Source organism: Solirubrobacter deserti (assembly GCF_027587175.1).
Lineage (GTDB): Bacteria > Actinomycetota > Thermoleophilia > Solirubrobacterales > Solirubrobacteraceae > Solirubrobacter > Solirubrobacter deserti.
In genome coordinates this window covers 107870-123096 of record NZ_JAPCID010000019.1, presented here as the reverse complement: position 1 = coordinate 123096, position 15227 = coordinate 107870, and the positions used below count along the sequence as shown (strand labels likewise).

At 70.2% G+C, this 15227-nt stretch carries 19 protein-coding genes; 7 read left to right on the top strand and 12 right to left on the bottom strand.

Going from position 1 to position 15227, the window contains the following annotated elements; all coding sequences use genetic code 11:
* Positions 1-633: 633 nt before the first annotated feature.
* Together OJ962_RS15415 and OJ962_RS15410 are read right to left on the bottom strand one after the other, a co-directional pair.
* The gene (locus OJ962_RS15415; protein WP_202953385.1) at positions 634-939 is read right to left on the bottom strand and encodes a hypothetical protein; all 306 of its coding nucleotides are present in this window, start codon (positions 937-939) and stop codon (positions 634-636) included.
* 177 nt (positions 940-1116) lie between these two features.
* Positions 1117-1461, bottom strand: a complete 345-nt coding sequence (locus OJ962_RS15410) for a hypothetical protein (protein WP_202953386.1) — start codon at positions 1459-1461, stop codon at positions 1117-1119.
* Between the two features lie 149 nt (positions 1462-1610).
* Here OJ962_RS15410 and OJ962_RS15405 point away from each other — a divergent pair, with 149 nt between their 5' ends.
* The 3 genes from OJ962_RS15405 (at position 1611) to OJ962_RS15395 (ending at position 3467) form a co-directional block, all read left to right on the top strand.
* Entirely contained in the window at positions 1611-1787 is a 177-nt protein-coding gene (locus OJ962_RS15405; protein WP_202953387.1) for a hypothetical protein, read from the top strand.
* A gap of 115 nt (positions 1788-1902) precedes the next feature.
* The gene (locus OJ962_RS15400; protein ID WP_202953388.1) at positions 1903-2100 is read left to right on the top strand and encodes a hypothetical protein; all 198 of its coding nucleotides are present in this window, start codon (positions 1903-1905) and stop codon (positions 2098-2100) included.
* A 485-nt stretch (positions 2101-2585) separates the two neighbouring features.
* The gene (locus OJ962_RS15395) at positions 2586-3467 is read left to right on the top strand and encodes a pentapeptide repeat-containing protein (protein ID WP_202953389.1); all 882 of its coding nucleotides are present in this window, start codon (positions 2586-2588) and stop codon (positions 3465-3467) included.
* A 482-nt stretch (positions 3468-3949) separates the two neighbouring features.
* Here the strand turns inward: OJ962_RS15395 and OJ962_RS15390 are convergent, their stop codons facing one another.
* The 5 genes from OJ962_RS15390 to OJ962_RS15370 all read right to left on the bottom strand — a co-directional run bounded on the left by OJ962_RS15390 (position 3950) and on the right by OJ962_RS15370 (position 8825).
* Positions 3950-5191: an alpha/beta hydrolase gene (locus tag OJ962_RS15390; protein ID WP_270006450.1), complete on the bottom strand. Its 1242-nt coding sequence runs from the start codon at positions 5189-5191 to the stop codon at positions 3950-3952.
* A 263-nt stretch (positions 5192-5454) separates the two neighbouring features.
* On the bottom strand, positions 5455-6630 hold the full coding sequence (locus OJ962_RS15385; RefSeq protein WP_202953392.1) for a BNR-4 repeat-containing protein: 1176 nt from the start codon (positions 6628-6630) through the stop codon (positions 5455-5457).
* 40 nt (positions 6631-6670) lie between these two features.
* Positions 6671-7876 (bottom strand): hypothetical protein, encoded by a 1206-nt coding sequence (locus tag OJ962_RS15380; RefSeq protein WP_202953393.1) that lies wholly within the window; start codon positions 7874-7876, stop codon positions 6671-6673.
* Positions 7877-7923: 47 nt separating this feature from the next.
* Positions 7924-8511, bottom strand: coding sequence for a nuclear transport factor 2 family protein (locus tag OJ962_RS15375; RefSeq protein WP_270006449.1), 588 nt, complete (start codon positions 8509-8511; stop codon positions 7924-7926).
* Positions 8511-8825, bottom strand: a complete 315-nt coding sequence (locus OJ962_RS15370; RefSeq protein WP_202953395.1) for a Cif family virulence factor — start codon at positions 8823-8825, stop codon at positions 8511-8513. The genes OJ962_RS15375 and OJ962_RS15370 overlap by 1 nt, the downstream gene beginning before the upstream one ends.
* A gap of 88 nt (positions 8826-8913) precedes the next feature.
* On the opposite strand from OJ962_RS15370, the gene OJ962_RS15365 reads away from it, so the two are divergent.
* Positions 8914-10053, top strand: a complete 1140-nt coding sequence (locus tag OJ962_RS15365) for a helix-turn-helix transcriptional regulator (RefSeq protein ID WP_202953396.1) — start codon at positions 8914-8916, stop codon at positions 10051-10053.
* A 55-nt stretch (positions 10054-10108) separates the two neighbouring features.
* Here OJ962_RS15365 and OJ962_RS15360 read toward each other — a convergent pair whose 3' ends face one another.
* A complete protein-coding gene (locus tag OJ962_RS15360) occupies positions 10109-10639 on the bottom strand; it encodes a PRC-barrel domain-containing protein (RefSeq protein ID WP_202953397.1) in 531 nt (176 codons plus the stop codon).
* A 43-nt stretch (positions 10640-10682) separates the two neighbouring features.
* Between OJ962_RS15360 and OJ962_RS15355 the strand changes: the two genes are divergently transcribed.
* Entirely contained in the window at positions 10683-11036 is a 354-nt protein-coding gene (locus OJ962_RS15355; RefSeq protein ID WP_202953398.1) for a hypothetical protein, read from the top strand.
* 36 nt (positions 11037-11072) lie between these two features.
* Here the strand turns inward: OJ962_RS15355 and OJ962_RS15350 are convergent, their stop codons facing one another.
* Complete coding sequence (locus OJ962_RS15350; RefSeq protein WP_202953399.1) at positions 11073-11912, bottom strand: DUF2382 domain-containing protein; 840 nt, start codon at positions 11910-11912, stop codon at positions 11073-11075.
* A gap of 210 nt (positions 11913-12122) precedes the next feature.
* On the opposite strand from OJ962_RS15350, the gene OJ962_RS15345 reads away from it, so the two are divergent.
* Positions 12123-12437, top strand: a complete 315-nt coding sequence (locus tag OJ962_RS15345; RefSeq protein ID WP_202953400.1) for a hypothetical protein — start codon at positions 12123-12125, stop codon at positions 12435-12437.
* On the opposite strand, the gene OJ962_RS15340 is transcribed toward OJ962_RS15345, so the two are convergent.
* Genes OJ962_RS15340 through OJ962_RS15330 form a run of 3 tightly spaced genes read right to left on the bottom strand, consistent with a single transcriptional unit; the run spans position 12434 to position 14855 of the window.
* Entirely contained in the window at positions 12434-13588 is a 1155-nt protein-coding gene (locus OJ962_RS15340) for an aminotransferase class I/II-fold pyridoxal phosphate-dependent enzyme (protein ID WP_202953401.1), read from the bottom strand. The genes OJ962_RS15345 and OJ962_RS15340 overlap by 4 nt on opposite strands.
* 45 nt (positions 13589-13633) lie before the next feature.
* The gene (locus tag OJ962_RS15335) at positions 13634-14011 is read right to left on the bottom strand and encodes a hypothetical protein (RefSeq protein ID WP_202953402.1); all 378 of its coding nucleotides are present in this window, start codon (positions 14009-14011) and stop codon (positions 13634-13636) included.
* Between the two features lie 28 nt (positions 14012-14039).
* Complete coding sequence (locus OJ962_RS15330; protein WP_202953403.1) at positions 14040-14855, bottom strand: sigma-70 family RNA polymerase sigma factor; 816 nt, start codon at positions 14853-14855, stop codon at positions 14040-14042.
* A gap of 69 nt (positions 14856-14924) precedes the next feature.
* On the opposite strand from OJ962_RS15330, the gene OJ962_RS15325 reads away from it, so the two are divergent.
* A complete protein-coding gene (locus OJ962_RS15325; protein WP_202953404.1) occupies positions 14925-15215 on the top strand; it encodes an antibiotic biosynthesis monooxygenase family protein in 291 nt (96 codons plus the stop codon).
* Positions 15216-15227: the final 12 nt, after the last annotated feature.

The window sequence follows — 15227 nt, the reverse complement described above, 5'->3', positions numbered from 1 at the left end:
CGCCGGAGGTACCGGCAGTAGCGCGGGCCAGGACTGGGCCGTTCAAAGGTACGCAACCGTCGAAAAGCACCACTTTGCCGCGGGCTCTAGCTACTCATGTTCCGGTCCGGGGTCGCTTGTTCCGGTCCGGGGTCGCTGATCGACAGGATCGTCCCCGCCGCAATCACACGATGCCCTTCTTGGACTTCCAACACCCCGCCCGGATGCACAAGATCCCGCACGGAGGACGGGTACCGAACGAGAACATCCGCACTGCACCTCCCGCCCGGCGGGACCCACAACGTGCCGTCGTGCTCGAACACGTCCTCGCCCGGCCGTATGAAGATCAGGCATCCAGTCAGGTCGCGCTGGCTCTGCTCGGACGCGCCGCCGAACCAGCAGTCGGGCCTGTAGCCGGACCCCACTGGCGTCTGCCGACCACCTTCCGCTGTGGTCGTAAGCAGCAGCGAGGCCACGAGCCGGAAGTGGTCGCCTGACGGAAGGTCGGGCGCGGGTTCGTGCACGCGGGCAACCTACCGCGCTGCCCCCGTGGCAACTGCGCTCTTGCTGTGAGCGGCGAGAGTGGCCGGATCGCCGACAAACACCACTTTGGCGGGGCGGGCGTAGATGCTCCGCGTGCATCGAAGGACTACGTCACTCGTCGCGCCGTAGTTCGCAGACGGCGTCCGCGAATTCGCCGAGTCGACCGTTGTAGCGGTCACCCCCGAAGTAGTAGGCCATGACGTCACCCGCGATCTGAAGGACATCTTCACGACTATCGGCCTCCGCAAGGACCAGGCGCGTGATTCGAGCGGCCTCGGAGTCGTATTCGTCAGCTGGTGCACCCGTCGTGACGAGCCCGACTGGGTCCGCGTGGACGAGGGCGGCCGCCACGTCGCGAAAGATCAACGCGAAGCGATCTGTGGCCTGCCACTCCGGATCGTTCGGGTCAACCGGCACGCGCGCGACCGTATCGTCTCGATCGGCTCAGTCCCGCTTCCGCCTGAACGGAGCGGTGGCACTCCGGCCGGAGACTGCCGGCCAAATGAGCGAAACCATCGATAAACACCACATTCGCTGAGCTCCGAGAAGCCGCCGTCTTCGCACGTGACCGAGGAGACCGCGGCGGGCCGCTCATCAGGAAGGAGAGCGCAGCAGGCGGATGCGTGTCGGCTCGATCGGCTGGGTCCAGCAGAGGAACCCATCGATGATTCGGCAGGGCATGTCGAGGGGCCGGTCCTCGGCGTCGAAGTCGTGCGCAAGCGTGACCTCCCACACGTCGAGCTCGCCATGAAGGTGTCGCCCCATGGCGACGAACCATCGCGCTTCTTCGCGATCGCGTGACAGGAAGATGCCGGCTTGTTCAGCCCCGATCGCGCCCGGGATGTTGTGTTCGGTGCCCATGCGGCGCCAGTCGAGTCCAAAACGGCGAATGGACTCGCGGTTTGCGCTGGGGCTTACGTGGAAAAGCACCGTCGCCACCGGGCCATTGTGGCGACGTGGCGCTGCTTCATCGCAGCCGGCGAGCCCGTACCGCTCGACCAGGAGAGGAGCGTCTTTCGTCGAGAAGCGCTACTTAGGCTGGCCCGGCAGCTACCGTCGGACCCGTACTCAACGACCGCCGCGACGACATGACCCTCGCCGAACTGGTCGAGGAGCTCGAGCTCTCCTACCCCGAGAAGGTTGCGAGCTTCGAACGGCGGTATCCCGAGGCGATGGCCGGGGTCGCCGAGGACGATCTCGACGCATGTGATCCCGAGGACCTTGACGACCTCGCTGGCGACCTTCGCAGGCTGCTCCGCGTCTGAGCGCGCAGCAGCCCTCACGTTCTGTTTCGTCGAGTAACGCCACTTTCGTTCCTCGTACGAGGTGCGCATCCCTCGGACGGCGCCTCGCGATGAATGCCGCTGTAGGTTGCGACGCATGAACGACGACCAAGCGGGGACGGGCGCGACCACGGCTGTGCTCGTAGACACGCTGCTCGATCTTGAGGTCGACGTAGATCAGGTTCTGCAGATGACGACGGACGAGAAAGTCGCGGCTGTGAGCGCCGCTGCTGCTCGCGGAGACCTGTCTCAGGCGAAGGTCGAGTCTTTGCGCGGCTTTGGGATTCCCATCTGAGAGCCGAGACCGGCGGCCCTGCCCACCGTCGAAGTAGCGGAACCGTCCAAAAGCGCTCTGTATGGCGGCGTGTTTTCGTTGCCGGAGGAGGGCTTCGCCGCCCGCTCGCACTTCACCTCGCATGAATGTCAGCGCACGCACAATCACGATCGTTCTGTCCCGAGCCCTGTCCCCGCTTCCCAGCGCTGATCGAATCGACACCTCTGGGCCAGCGCTTCCGATTGGGCTTAGGGCGGTGGGACTATGCCGCCAAGATGTCTAACGAGCCAGCCCGGGGGGCCCAAGACAGCGCTAAAGACTCCGTAGGACCAGTGGCCGCCGGAGCGATTGCCGGGATCGGCGCCTTGCTGTCGTTCGCGGTTAGCTTGGTGACTGGCGCCGGAGTGCTATCCGCGGTCGGGGTGTCCGTCCTCTTGGGAGTGGGACTGTTCCTTTGGGCGCGTGACGCTAGTAAAGGATGGGGTGATCTCGGGCAAAGCATCTTCGTGAGCGTTGTCGTGGCGATCGCTTTGACCGCTGCGCAGCGGGACGGGGATAAGCGCCGCGAAGACCAGCTCCGGTTAAACGAACGCCGGCAGCAACGAGCCGATGAGAAGGAGAATCTGCAACTAACGCTCACGCTCGAGGAGGACCTAACCGGCTTGGCCCTTCCGGGACGGGACCTAAGTGGTCTTTTCCTGGTCCGCAAGATTCTCAAGAGAGCAAATCTGCAAGGTGCGGATCTTCGCCGCTCAGACCTTTCCGCCAGCGTGTTCGATGGCGCGACTTTGCGATGGGCACGGCTGGACCGGGCACGGATGGCGGGGACGCGCTTCGTCGGCACGGATCTCCGTGAAGCCCGGTTCGACGGCGCCAACCTCTCCGGTGTGTACTTCCGAGGCGCCAAGTCCCGACGACTGAACGAGACTTCGTTCCGGCACGCGACACTCAACGCAAGCCATTTGGAACGTGCGGAACTTGTGGCGGCTGATCTTACAGAGAGCTCGCTGTACGAGGCTCAACTCGACTGGGTCGACGCTAGACAGACCATTCTCCGGGACGCTGATCTGATGTGGGCCGACCTCCACGGAGCGAACCTGGCCGGCGCTGATCTCCGTGGCGCGAGTCTGCAAGGAACGAACTTCTGCGGCGCAGCTGGGCTGGACTCGGCGCGGCTTGCCGGCGCGCAGTACAGCCCCGATACACGGTGGCCGCGTGGGTTCGACCCGAAGTCTCGAGGGGCCACGAAAGACGAGTTCATCACGGTTGAGGAGGGATCTCTGGGTCAGCCGGTATGCATCGTCGGTCCGCTTCACGACGAAGAGGACCTCCCGTTCGACGGGAGCGATATCCCGTTCCTCGGGCAACATGGCGATAGCGACCCTTGAGCCACCACCTCATGCTAAGTGGCGCTGCCGGGGCCGTACGGGCGCCGAGCCGCCGCGCTACTGCCCCACCGGCTTGGACCGCCCGTGCGGGAGGGCCTCTTCAGGTCGTTGATGCGCGCGCTCACTGTCGACGTGGCCGCTCTCTGGCGCGCTGGTGACACCGGACGGGTGCGAGTCGTCACGGGTGCTTACGACGGACCCGTCGGCGGACGACGCGCTTCGACGGCGGTCGAAATATGCGTAATTGTGGACTACGCTTCTTTCCAAGATCTTCGAACTACCCGCTCCGGTGGCAGCGTGCTTGCGACCGCAGCGCGAATCGCAATTGCGTGAGAGGCCGCGCCGAAGGCCGCTTTGACTGTCGGCTAGGGCGTCCCGTTTGCGGACGATACGCACGTTCAGTTACAGGACGGTCGAGCACGCCGCCGAACGACCGATCGGGGACGCACTAACCGTCATGCTGCTGGTTGCGGCCGGGACCGTCAGCGCGCGCGAGTGACGGCACCGCGCCCGCCGAGGTGAACGTCGAAGAACTCGACCACCCGTCGCTCGTACTCGCGCGGGTACTGGCGCAGCGCGGCCGTGTGAGAGGCGTGCGGCAGGTGCCAGAGGTGCGAGCGCTCGCCGCCGGCGTGGTCGTAGAGGTCGCCCCAGGTCTTCTCGACCTCGCCGGCCGCGATCAGCAGGCTCGGCGCGCGCATGCGGGCGATCTGGTCGGCGAGCGAGACGTCCGGGCCGGAGGTGCCCTGGATGGCCTCGATGGTCTTGAACATGAGCCAGCCGTTGAGGCGGGTCACGGGGCTGGAGGTGTACTCCTTGAGGTCCTCGTAGCCGATCGCGGCGGTCCCGTCGGCGACGACGGCGTTGACGTCGGTGCGGCGGGCGGCGATGTCGATCGCCATGTCGGCGCCGGTGGAGAGGCCGAGTGCGCCCACTCGGCCGGGCTGGACGTCCTCGCGCGTGGCGAGATAGTCGAGCGCGGCGGCGGCGTCCTTCTCGCGGCCCCAGCCGTAGGAGTTGGGGGTGCCGCCGCTGTCGCCCGTCCCGCGACCGCTGAAGAGCAGTACGCCGTACCCGTGGCGGACGAGCATCCGCGCGTGGCTGAGGGTGCCGCGGATGTCGCCGCTGCCGCCCGACATCATCAGCACGGCCGCGCCGGTGCGGGACGGGTGGTACCAGGCGTCGAGTTCCAGGCCGTCGGACGTGGTCAGGTGCACCGGCTCATAGGCGGCGCTCGGCGGGCTGCCGACGGCCCGGTGCAGCGAGTGGACCTCGATGATGGCCATGCCGACCGGCATGTGGACGAACAGCGCCACGAGCGGGGAGACGGCGACCACGCCGGCGCGGATCGCCCAGCGCTTGAACGGGCTCGCGGTGCGCTCGCCGCGATGGCGGAACGGGATCCAGGCCGCGAGCGCGATCAGCACGACGCCGGCGCCGAGCGCGAGGACGCCGGTGACGTCGTTGGCGGTGACGCCCTCGGACACGATGTGATGCGCGTGACGGCCACCGTTGAGCGTGGCGAGCACGCCGAACGTGAACGCCGTCGCCGCGCGGAGGCCGGGGCGCATCGACTCGAATCGGGCGACGGCGGCCAGTGTGGTCACGAGCGCGATCGCCAGCGCGATCCCGTGCTGGAAGAGCGGCACGCCGGCACCGGGAAGCAGGATCGCGTCGTCGACCGCGTGCGCGAGCGCGAACACGGCCGCCACGCTGAACACCACCGCCTCCGCCGAACGAGCACGAAGCCGTGGGAGCCGAGGCGCCCTCAGGGCAGAGGTGGTCATCTTGAAGCTCCGTCGCTCGCCGTTGGGGACATGCCGACAGCGTCTCTTGAACGCGGCGCCGCCGACACCGAGCAGCCAGGCGTGCTGACCTCCCCGACATGTCCGGGTGAGGGTGCGGCTGCCCGCACCTGCGACGGCTCGCGTCCCTCGCGCGTGAAGCCGCAAATCCCCTGCGACTCCGAGGCGAGCCGCTGGCCGAGCTAGAAGTCCAGCGCGCGGATCCGGGTGACGTACTTCGTCCAGCCGGTGGTGCGCTCGTCGCCGGTCCAGTAGAGGACGCGGTTGGCGCCGCGCAGGCCGCGCGGCGTGACCGGCCGCGCGCAGAAGCCGTCCGGCCTCGCGGTGAGCTGTCGCGTTGTCCAGGTCCGGCCTTCGTCCGGCGTGAACCACTGCTCGACCTGGCTCCACGTGCCGATCGTTCGCGACAGGTAGACGAAGCGCGGGTCCTCGTGGTCGAGCGACGCCCCGCCGGACCCGAAGTGCTCGCGTCCGCGTCCCGCCTCGATGATCTTGCGGCTGACCCACCGCTCACCGTTGTGGTACGCGTAGTAAAAGGTGTCCTGGCCGGCTCGCAGCCGTGTGTAGACGACGCGCGGGCGGCCCTCGGCGGTGAGCGCGATGTCCATCGGCCAGGCGCTCCCGCCCTGTGCGGTGAAGCGGTAGATGCGGTCGAGCGCGGAGACGTGCAGTGGCACGTCGTCCAGGGTTCCGAGCCGGCGCCCGCTCATCGCGGAGAGCTCTCCTGCTTCATAGCGGAGGTAGTGGAGGCCACTGGGCGTGCTGTGCGCGTTCCCGTTGCTGAAGATCGCGTGGATCCGCCGGTTGCCGTCCCCGACGTACTTGGCGTACGGCCGCGCCCCGCCGCCGCTGCGGACGAGCTCGCGTGCCGGCACCCACGTGTGGCCGTCCTCGGTGTAGGAGAACGTCGGGTTCCAGCCGCCGCCGCGCCAGAACAGCCACAGCTTGTCCCGGAGCTGGATCGGGTTCGGGTACGTGTAGCCCAGCCCGCCGGGGACGTTGGTCGGCACGGTCCGGACCCGCCCGAACTCCTGGATCGAGTGACGATGCAGGGCGACCATGTAGCGCATCACGCTCGGGATGCCGGGCGGCGGCAGGTGGTGTCCGGAGTGCGGTGAGAAGAACACCATCAGGTGCCCGTCGCGGCGGAACACGAGCGAAGGGTTGTTGTGATCGTCGCGGCCCAGGCCGCGGAAGATCAGGCGCTTGGACAGCCGGCCGCCGCGGGTGTAGCGGGCGACCCACACGTTGCCGGTCGTCGAGATCCAGCCGGTGAAGGTGTGCCCGTCGTGCGAGATCGCGCGCGGATCGCCGAAGTACGACCACGCACCGGCTCCGAGCTCGCGATCCACCGCCATCGTGTCCTCCTCCTCGAGGGTTTGGGCGAGTATCCCTGAGTCAAGGGACCCGCGTGACGGCGTGGGCCGAGTGGCGTCGACCCGTGCGCGTCCACAGCACGAGCGCCCGCGCGCCGGGGCTGAGCCGCACGATGCGCGGCGCAGCGCTCGGCCACGGCTCGCCAAGCGCCACGGGCTCGCCGAAGCCCGCGGGCGAGGCAACGCGCTGTGCAGCCATGACGCGCTCGTCGGGGGACCTTGAGGACGGCGCTCGGGCGGTCCACGCGACCACGGCGCGCCCGTCGTCGCCGGCGGCCAACACCGGCGCCCGCGGCGCGGCGTTCGCTCCGAGCACGGCGGCGACGCTGAGCGGCATCCCCGGTCCGGCCTCGGACAAGCGCACCCGCGCGCCGGCCGGCTCGACCCACGCCACAGCCGTGTGCCCGGCGCGCGTCACGGTCACGTCGCCGAGCGTCACGCCGCCGCCCGGGTTGACGACCTCGGCGGCCCCGAACGGCTCACCGGCCGGCGCCCGGTGCAGGCGCAGCCCATCGCCGGGGCGCAGCGGGACACGCTGAAGGCTGTAGACCACCGCTGCGGTCCCGTCGGCGCCGATCGCGGCGCGAGGGACGTCACTGGACTCCGCGGCCAGCCGGTGCGGCGGCCGGAACCGTGCACCGGCCGCACGCAGCGCCGCCCACGCCGTCGGCCGCAGCGTCGACCGCCATGTCAGGACGACATCCCCGCGGTCCCCGATCGCGGCGGCGACGGCCGTGCAGCACGGCACGCGCTGCAGTGGCGAGATGGCCTGCGGCCGGCCGAACGCTCCGTCGCCGGGGTCGCGGGCCGCGGCCTCGAGCCGCCAGCGCCCGTCCGGCCGATGCGCGTACCACACGACCACCGCGGCGCCGCCACGCGCCACCGCGAGCGCCGCCAGGTCTGCCCGGCTGCCCCGTGTCACCGTGCGCAGCCGGCCGACCCGCCCGGCGGCGTCGATGCCGGCGACGCGCACCCGCCGCCCGGGCGCTCGCCCGCTGTGCAGCGCGATCAAGCCACGCCCGTCCTCGGCCAGGGCCGCTCGAACCGGCCGCTGGCCTGCGGGCAGCCGCAGAAGCGTCCGCCAGGGCCCGAACGACTCACGGGGCGCCGCGACGCGCCACGCCACGGATGACGAAGTCCGCCCGACCTCGAACGCGCGCCCCGTGTGATCGACGGCGAGGTCCATGGGAATCGTGGCGGCGAGCAGAAGCCCGAGCGCGGCGGTCACATCCTCGACAACACGTCGCCGCCACCTGCGGAGCGCAATGCCGAGACTCAGCCCGTGGGCAGTTGGAGTTCGGTCATCGTGTCGGCGTGGCGATGGATGATCTTCCAGCCACCGAGGTCGCGACGGAACAGCATGGTCACCCGGAGGATCTGCGGACGGCGCTGCGTCTGCCCCGCATAGAGGACGTTGGAGCGCTCGATCGCGACGGTGTAGGCCAGCCGGCCCTGGACGTCCCGGACGAGGTACTGGAACTCGACCCTGGCGCCGCTTGGGCGGAATGCGGTCGCCGCGAGGAGATAGCGCTGGTGCACGGCCGCGGTGCCGGCGTCGCCGAGGCCGCCGAAGCCGCCGAAGATGGACACCGGGTCCTTGCGGGCCGTCATCGCCAGCCACAGCGACGGATCACCGTTGACGAAGGCGGTGTTGGCGGCCTCGTAGTGCCGCAGGAAGGACTGGAAGTCGTGGGTGTGCGTGACGCTGCTCGTCGCGGACTCTGTCGACAGCGTGAGGCCACAGAGCGCGGCGATGGCCGCGGCGAGTACGGGTAGCGAGCGTCGCCGAGATGCGTTGCGCATGGTGGCTCCTTGGTGCTGGGGGGACTGGTGATGTGCTGAACGCACGCGGCGGTTCGCCATCACGTCGGAAGGTCGAGGAACGAGATGGCGGCGCGCCACGTGCCGTCGCCGTCGCGGCCGAGAACGTGGACGCCGGCGCCCACCACCACCAGGGCGGTGCTCCGCACCTGCAACACGTGCTTGGCTCGCGCGACGTAGGTGCGACCCACGAGCATGTCGCCGACGGCTTCGCGCCCCCGAACGACCAGGCCGCCCGGCGTCGCGAGCAACGCGGCGTCGTGGAACAGGTCGTCGAGCAGTGCCCGGTCATGCTGCAGACACGCGTCTTCGATCAGCGTGTCCAGTTCTTCGGGGGTCCGCGCTGCTGCCGTCATAGAGGTTCAGCGTGGCCGCCGCCCGCGCCGCCGTCCATTCCAGGAAGGTGGTATTTGCGGCTCGCGCCGGGCGGCGTAGAGTGCAGCCATGCGCGTGTATGCGAAGGAGCGCGCATACGAGCGGATCGCTGCCCTCGCGGGTGCAGGGCTCGACCTCGTGAGCCTCTGGCGCGAGAGCGCCGACGTCATCCGCTCGGTGGTCCCGTACCACCTGGCCCCGTGCTGGTTCACGCTGGATCCGGCGTCCTTGCTCGTCACGAGCCACTTCAACGAGTACATGCCGGTGTTGCCGCCCGAGCTGCTGGCGCGCGAGTGCTACCCGGATGACGTCAACCGCCTCGCCGACATCGCCCGTTCGCGGCGCGGCGCGTCGACGCTGCACGAAGCGACCGGCGGTGATCCCAGCACCAGTGCTCGCTGGCGGGCCAACCGCGAGCTCGGCGCCGACCAGGAGCTGATCGTCGCCCTGCGCACCGCCAGCGGCGCGGCGTGGGGCGGGCTCGGGCTCTATCGCGAACCGGGCGCGCCGATGTTCGGCGACGACGAGGTCGAGTTCGCGTCGGCCATCTCCGCGCCGCTCGCCGACGGAGCGCGGCGGGCGCTGCTGCTGGGCGAGGCGCTCGACCCGGAAGGCCCCGAGGCTCCGGGGCTGGTGGTGCTGACCGCGGATTGGGAGTTGGAGTCCGCGACGCCCGGCGTCGAGCAGTGGCTCGCCGACCTGCCGGAAGGCAACTGGGACGCCGGGGCGCTGCCGTCCGCGGTGCTGACCGTGGCCGCGCAGGCCCTGCGCTCGACCGACGGCAGCGAGGCGCCCGGCGAGATCGCCGTGGCGCGAGTCCTCAGCCGCTCAGGACGCTGGCTGATCCTCCACGGAGCGGTGCTTCAGGGCGGCGGCCAGCGACGCGCCGCCGTGATCGTCGAGCCGGCCCATCCAGCACGCATCGGCCCGCTGCTCATGTCGGCGTACGGGCTCTCCGACCGGGAACAGGACGTCACGCGCCTCGTCCTTCAGGGCGAGTCCACCGCGGCCATCGCGGATCGGCTCGTGCTCTCGCCGCACACCGTCCAGCAGCATCTCAAGAGCATCTTCGAGAAGACCGGCGTGCGCAGCCGGCGAGACCTCGTCGGAAAGGTGTTCTTCTCCTACTACGAGCCCCGCATACGCGAGAACGAGGAACGGGTTCCGCAACACAAGCCCGTTCGTGGCGGCCCGAAAGTCGCCCATTGACACACGAGCCGCCTCCCAACCGCCACAGGCGTGGGTCCGGTCGAAGACCAGCTCGTCAGCCGTCTTTGACGTCGACGATCTTGCCGTCCGGCGGCGGCTCGTGCTCGAGGCGGACCTCCTCGCGCCGCACCGGCACGGTCTTCTCCACGTGCTCGACGACGGTGTGCTTGCGCAGCCGCACGCGCTCGCGCGGCTTGGCCGGGGCGACGTCGAAGGAGACCTCCTCCTCCGAGCGCACCATCTCGGCCTCGGGGCCCTCGTCGCCGGACAGGATCTGCGTGGGCTCGCCGTAGTGCGACGCGAGCGTGTCCTGCTCTTCGTCGGTGAGGTTGACGTCGGCGTCGACGTGGGGCGCCGAGTGGATCTCCTCGACCGTGTACGGGACCTGGACGTCGTCGCCGAGCGGGCGGGCGCCGTCGAGCGGGACCATCGACTCGCGGCGCTTGAACAGGCCGGTCTGGACGCCGGCGTAGGCGGGCCGGTCATTCTCGTCGAGGTAGAGCGCGCCGAGCGTGCCGGCCTTCTCGCCTTCGCGGTCGACGACGGTCTTGCCGCGCCACGCGAGGACGGTGTCGAGATCGGGCATGCGCCTGAACTACCCAGGACCACGGGCGGGTAGCACCCCGGTCGTGACCACAGCGATCATCATCGCCGCCGTCGTCCTGGTGCTCATCCTCGTGGCGGTGCTGCTGCTACGGGCACGGCGCCCGGACCCGGCGCAGAGGCGGGTCGAGGCGCGAGCCCGACTCGCCGAAGCCGGGCGCCACGAGGAAGCGGCGGCCGAAGCCGAACGCAACGCGCAGGAGTTGCGCGCGCATGCGGACGAAGAGCGGTCGGTGGCCGAGGCCCACGCTCGCAAGGCGCGCGAGGCCGAGGCCGAGGCTGAGCGGGCCCAGCAGGAGGCGCGGGAGCGCCAGGGCGCCGCTCAGGCGCACGCCGAACGGGCGCGCGACATCGACCCCGACATCGACCGGAAGGCGTAGCGGCGGGGCCGGCTCCCCAGCCGGCCCCGCTCGCCCTCAGGCGCGCTGGTCGTCGACGTCGATGCGCTCGGAGCGCACGGTCTCGTTAACCTCGCGCTGCTCGGTCTCGACGTCCTTCTCGAGGCGGATGCGCTCCTTGGGCACGGTGCGCTTCTCGGCGACGACTTCTTCCTCGTGGAGCACGACCTCGTGCTCTTCTTCGGAGATGTCGGGGCCGTCGAGGGCGGCGTCGACGTTGGCGTCGGTGATCGGCTCGCGTTCGACGCGGACTTCCTCGCGGCGGACCGGGACGGTCTCGGTGACCTGGTCTTCGACGACGTACTTCTTCAGGCGCACGCGGCCGGACTCGCGCTCGGTGGTGCCGACGCGCAGCTCCTCTTCGGAGCGGGTGATGGCGTTGTCGGTGTTGGGGCCGCTGGTGTCGTGGCCGGGGCCGCCGGCCTCGCCGCGCGTGGTGGTGTCGACGTCGCGGTCGACGTCGCCGCGGGTCGTCGTGCCGGCGTCGAGGTCCGTGCGGTCCTCGTCGCGATCGAGCACGCCGGAGCCGCCGTCGAAGTCGCGGTACTCGCGCCCGTAGTGCTGGTAGAGCGTGCGCTCCTCGTCGTGTGAGAGCTGGCCGTCCGGGTCGATGTTCGGGGCGTCCTTGACCGTCGCCTTCTCGTACGGGACACGCACGCCATCACCGCTGGGCTGCGCCTCCGCGAGGGGGACGAAGGTGCGCTTGGTGCCGAACAGGCCGGTCGTCACGACCGCCCACTCGGGCTGGTCGGTCTCGCGATCGAGATAGATGTCGTCGATGGAGCCGATCTTGTCGCCGTCGTTGTCGACCAGATCCTGGCCGCGCCAAGCCAGCACGTCTTCACGCGTGTACGCCATGGGGCATTCCCTCCTAGATGAGATGTACGTCGGCGGGGACGACCTCCTGGGACCCAGGTCGTCAACCCGTTAGAGCGAGGATTGCCGTCGCCTCGTTCGTGAAAACGATCACGGCGGGATCGGAATTCGACGCCGTCACGGAAACGACCGCGTCCGTTTTGGACGGTTGGTCGATGGTGAGTCCGCCGGGGCCGTTGGTAGCGTCGCGCAATGCACGACGCCGATCTCGAACACCTGCTCAGCCGACCCGCCGTGATCGCGGCGGTCCGTGACCTCGGCGTCGCGTCCCTGTCACTGGAGGACGTTCTGAGCGCCCTGCACGGGTTCGGCGCCGTGCGGATCGTGGTGGACAACGACGCCGAGCAGCCGTATGTCTGCCTGCTCCGGGACGGGGAGGAGCGCGGCCGCGGCCGGACCGTCCTGCACGCGGCGGTCGCCTGCTGGGCGGGCGCGCTGGAGGGCTTGAGCCGCTACACCGCGCAGGGCGTCGACGAGATCGAGCGCTTCCTGCTCGGCTCGGACTAGCGGGTCAGAAAGCGCTCGAGCCGGGCGAGCCCTTCGCGCAGCTCGTCGCGGGACGCTGCGTACGACAGCCGGACGTGAGTGTCAGCGGTATGGCTCCCGAAGTCCGTGCCGGGCGTGAGCGCGACGTGCTGCTCGGCGAGCGCGCGGGCGCAGAACTCCCACGCGCTGAGGCCGGTGCCGGCGACGTCGAAGTACACGTAGAACGCGCCGTCCGGCAGCGCGGGGACGGGGAGCCCGATCCGCTCGAGCCCGTCCAGGACGAGCGCCCGCCGGGCGGCGAGCTCGGCGCGCCGCTCCTCGCACACCGCGAGCGACTCCGGCGTGAACGCGGCCAGCGCCGCGTGCTGGGTCGGGGTGGACGCGCACAGGAAGTAGTTCATGGCGAGCTTCTCGACCGCGGGCACGAGCACCTCGGGCAGCACGACCCACCCGAGTCGCCAGCCCGTCATGCCGAAGTACTTGGAGAAGCTGTTGATGACGATCGCCTCGGGGTCGGCGCTGAGCACGCTTTGCGGCGCGTCGTCGGACAGGTTGAGGTAGATCTCGTCCACGATCCGCCACGCGCCGCGCTCGCGCGCGAGATTGCAGATCGCGGCCAGCTCGTCGTTCGTGATCGACGTACCGGTCGGGTTCGATGGCGACGCGACCATCACGGCGCTCGTGCGCTCGGTCCAGGCCGCCTCGACGGCGGCCGCGGCGAGCTGGTAGCGCGTCTCGGCGGTGGAGGGCAGCGCGACGACGGTCCCGCCGAAGCTCTGCACCATCGCGCGGTTGCAGGGATAGGAGGGGTCGGCGAGGATCACTTCGTCGCCGGGGTCGGTCGTCGCGGCGGTCACGGCCAGCAGCCCCGCGGACGCGCCGGACGTGATGATGATGCGGGCGGGATCGACGTTGACGGCGTGCCGGTCCTTGTAGAACCCGGCGATCGCCTCGCGCAGCGTCGGCAGCCCCATCGGGATCGTGTACGGCAGCGGCCGGCCGTCCATCACCGCGCGCATCGCCTCCCGCACCGCGGGCGGCGCGCCGAAGTCCGGCTCGCCGATCCCGAGGCGGACCACGTGATGGCCCTGCGCCTCCAGCGCCGCGGCCTGCTGACCGAACGCCAGGGCGTGGAAGGGCTCGACCTCGAGCGCGCGCTGAGAGAGCTTCATCGCGACATCACGGTAGTGGTGACGTCGGGGCGACGAGCGAGGCGTTCAGCACATCCAGCTGATCCGCGAGACGCTGCGCGGCACGCCCGTGATCCGGCCCTCGATGCACTGGTACACGCGCCGGTCGCCCTCGACCACCCGCTTGCGCACGACCAGCCGCACCTTGCCGCGCACGACGTAGCCGTCGGCGCAGCTCGGCTCGCACACCAGCACCCGCGCGTTCCCGCGGGCGATCGCCTTCGTCCAGCCCCAGTGGATCCAGCGCAGGCCGGTGAGGTTGACGTCACGGAAGTCCACCTTGCGCGGCTTCTGCGCGAGGCGGCCGGTCATCGGGTCGCGGACATAGGACTTCTCGGCGGCGTGCGCGATGCCCGGGGCGGACACGGCGACGACGGTGAGAGCGGCGGCAAGGGTACGGCGCATCGCGTAAGCGTCGCACGCGGCGGCCGCATCAGGTCCACGTCGTCAACTTGTCCGGGTTGCGCATGGACCACAGGCGGTCGACGCGCCCGTCGGTGGTGGTGACCGAGGTGACGGCGAGCACGGTGGCGTCCGGGGCACGCGCGATGAGCCCTGAAGCGCCGTTGACGGTCGCGATGTGCAACGTGAGTCCGGGCTGGCGATCCAGGACCGAGAGCAGTAGACGCGCTACGGGGACCACGCCCGCGATCGGATCCCGGGCGGCGCTGACGTGTCCGCCGCCGTCGACGAAGGCGATCACGGCCGGGTCGAGCTGGCGGACGAGCGCGTCGAGGTCGCGCGCTTCCCACGCCCGCTTGAGCGCGGCCACGACAGCAGGGTCGACGGCGCGCCCGCGCGCCTCGTCCGCGCGGCGCCGGCCGGACGAGGCGAGCTGGCGGCAGGCGTGTTCGGTGCGGCCCACGATCTCGGCGATCTCCGCGTACCGGAACCCGAAGACGTCGTGCAGCACGAACGCGACCCGCTCGGCGGGCGTCATCCGCTCCAGGACGACGAGCAGCGCCATGCTCAGCGACTCGTCGAGCTCCGCGAGGTCCGCCGGGTCCTCGGACGTCCCGACCGGCTCGGGCAGCCACTCGCCGACGTAGTGCTCGCGCCGGACGCGGGCGGAGCCGAGGATGTCCAGGCAGATCCGGCTGACGGTCGTCACGAGCCAGGCGTCGCGCGAGCGCACCTCGCGACGGCGCGCCTCCGGCAGCGCGTACCAGCGAGCGTGCGCCTCCTGGACGGCGTCCTCGGCCTCCCCGATCGATCCGAGCAGCCGGTAGGCGACAGCGCGCGCGTTCATGTCTTCAGGACGAGCCAGCACGAGGAAACGTCAGGCTGACGATTCGACGCGCTGCGCCGTCTCCCGAGCATGACGACCTTCATCAACGTCTTCGACGTCGACCCCGATCGCCAGCAGGAGCTCGTCGACCTGCTGATCGACGGGGTCCAGCAGGTGATCCGCCACCGCCCGGGATTCATCGGCTCGACGATCCTCGCCGGCCTGGACGGCGCGCGCGTCATCAACCTCACCGAGTGGGAACGGGCGGAGGATGCGAGAGCCACCCAAGGCGACCCCGCGGCGGCGGCGTACGCCCAGCGGGCCGTGTCGCTCGCGGCCGCCGACCCGGCGCTGTACCGCGTCGCGGCGGACATCCGCTGAGACGCGTGAGCG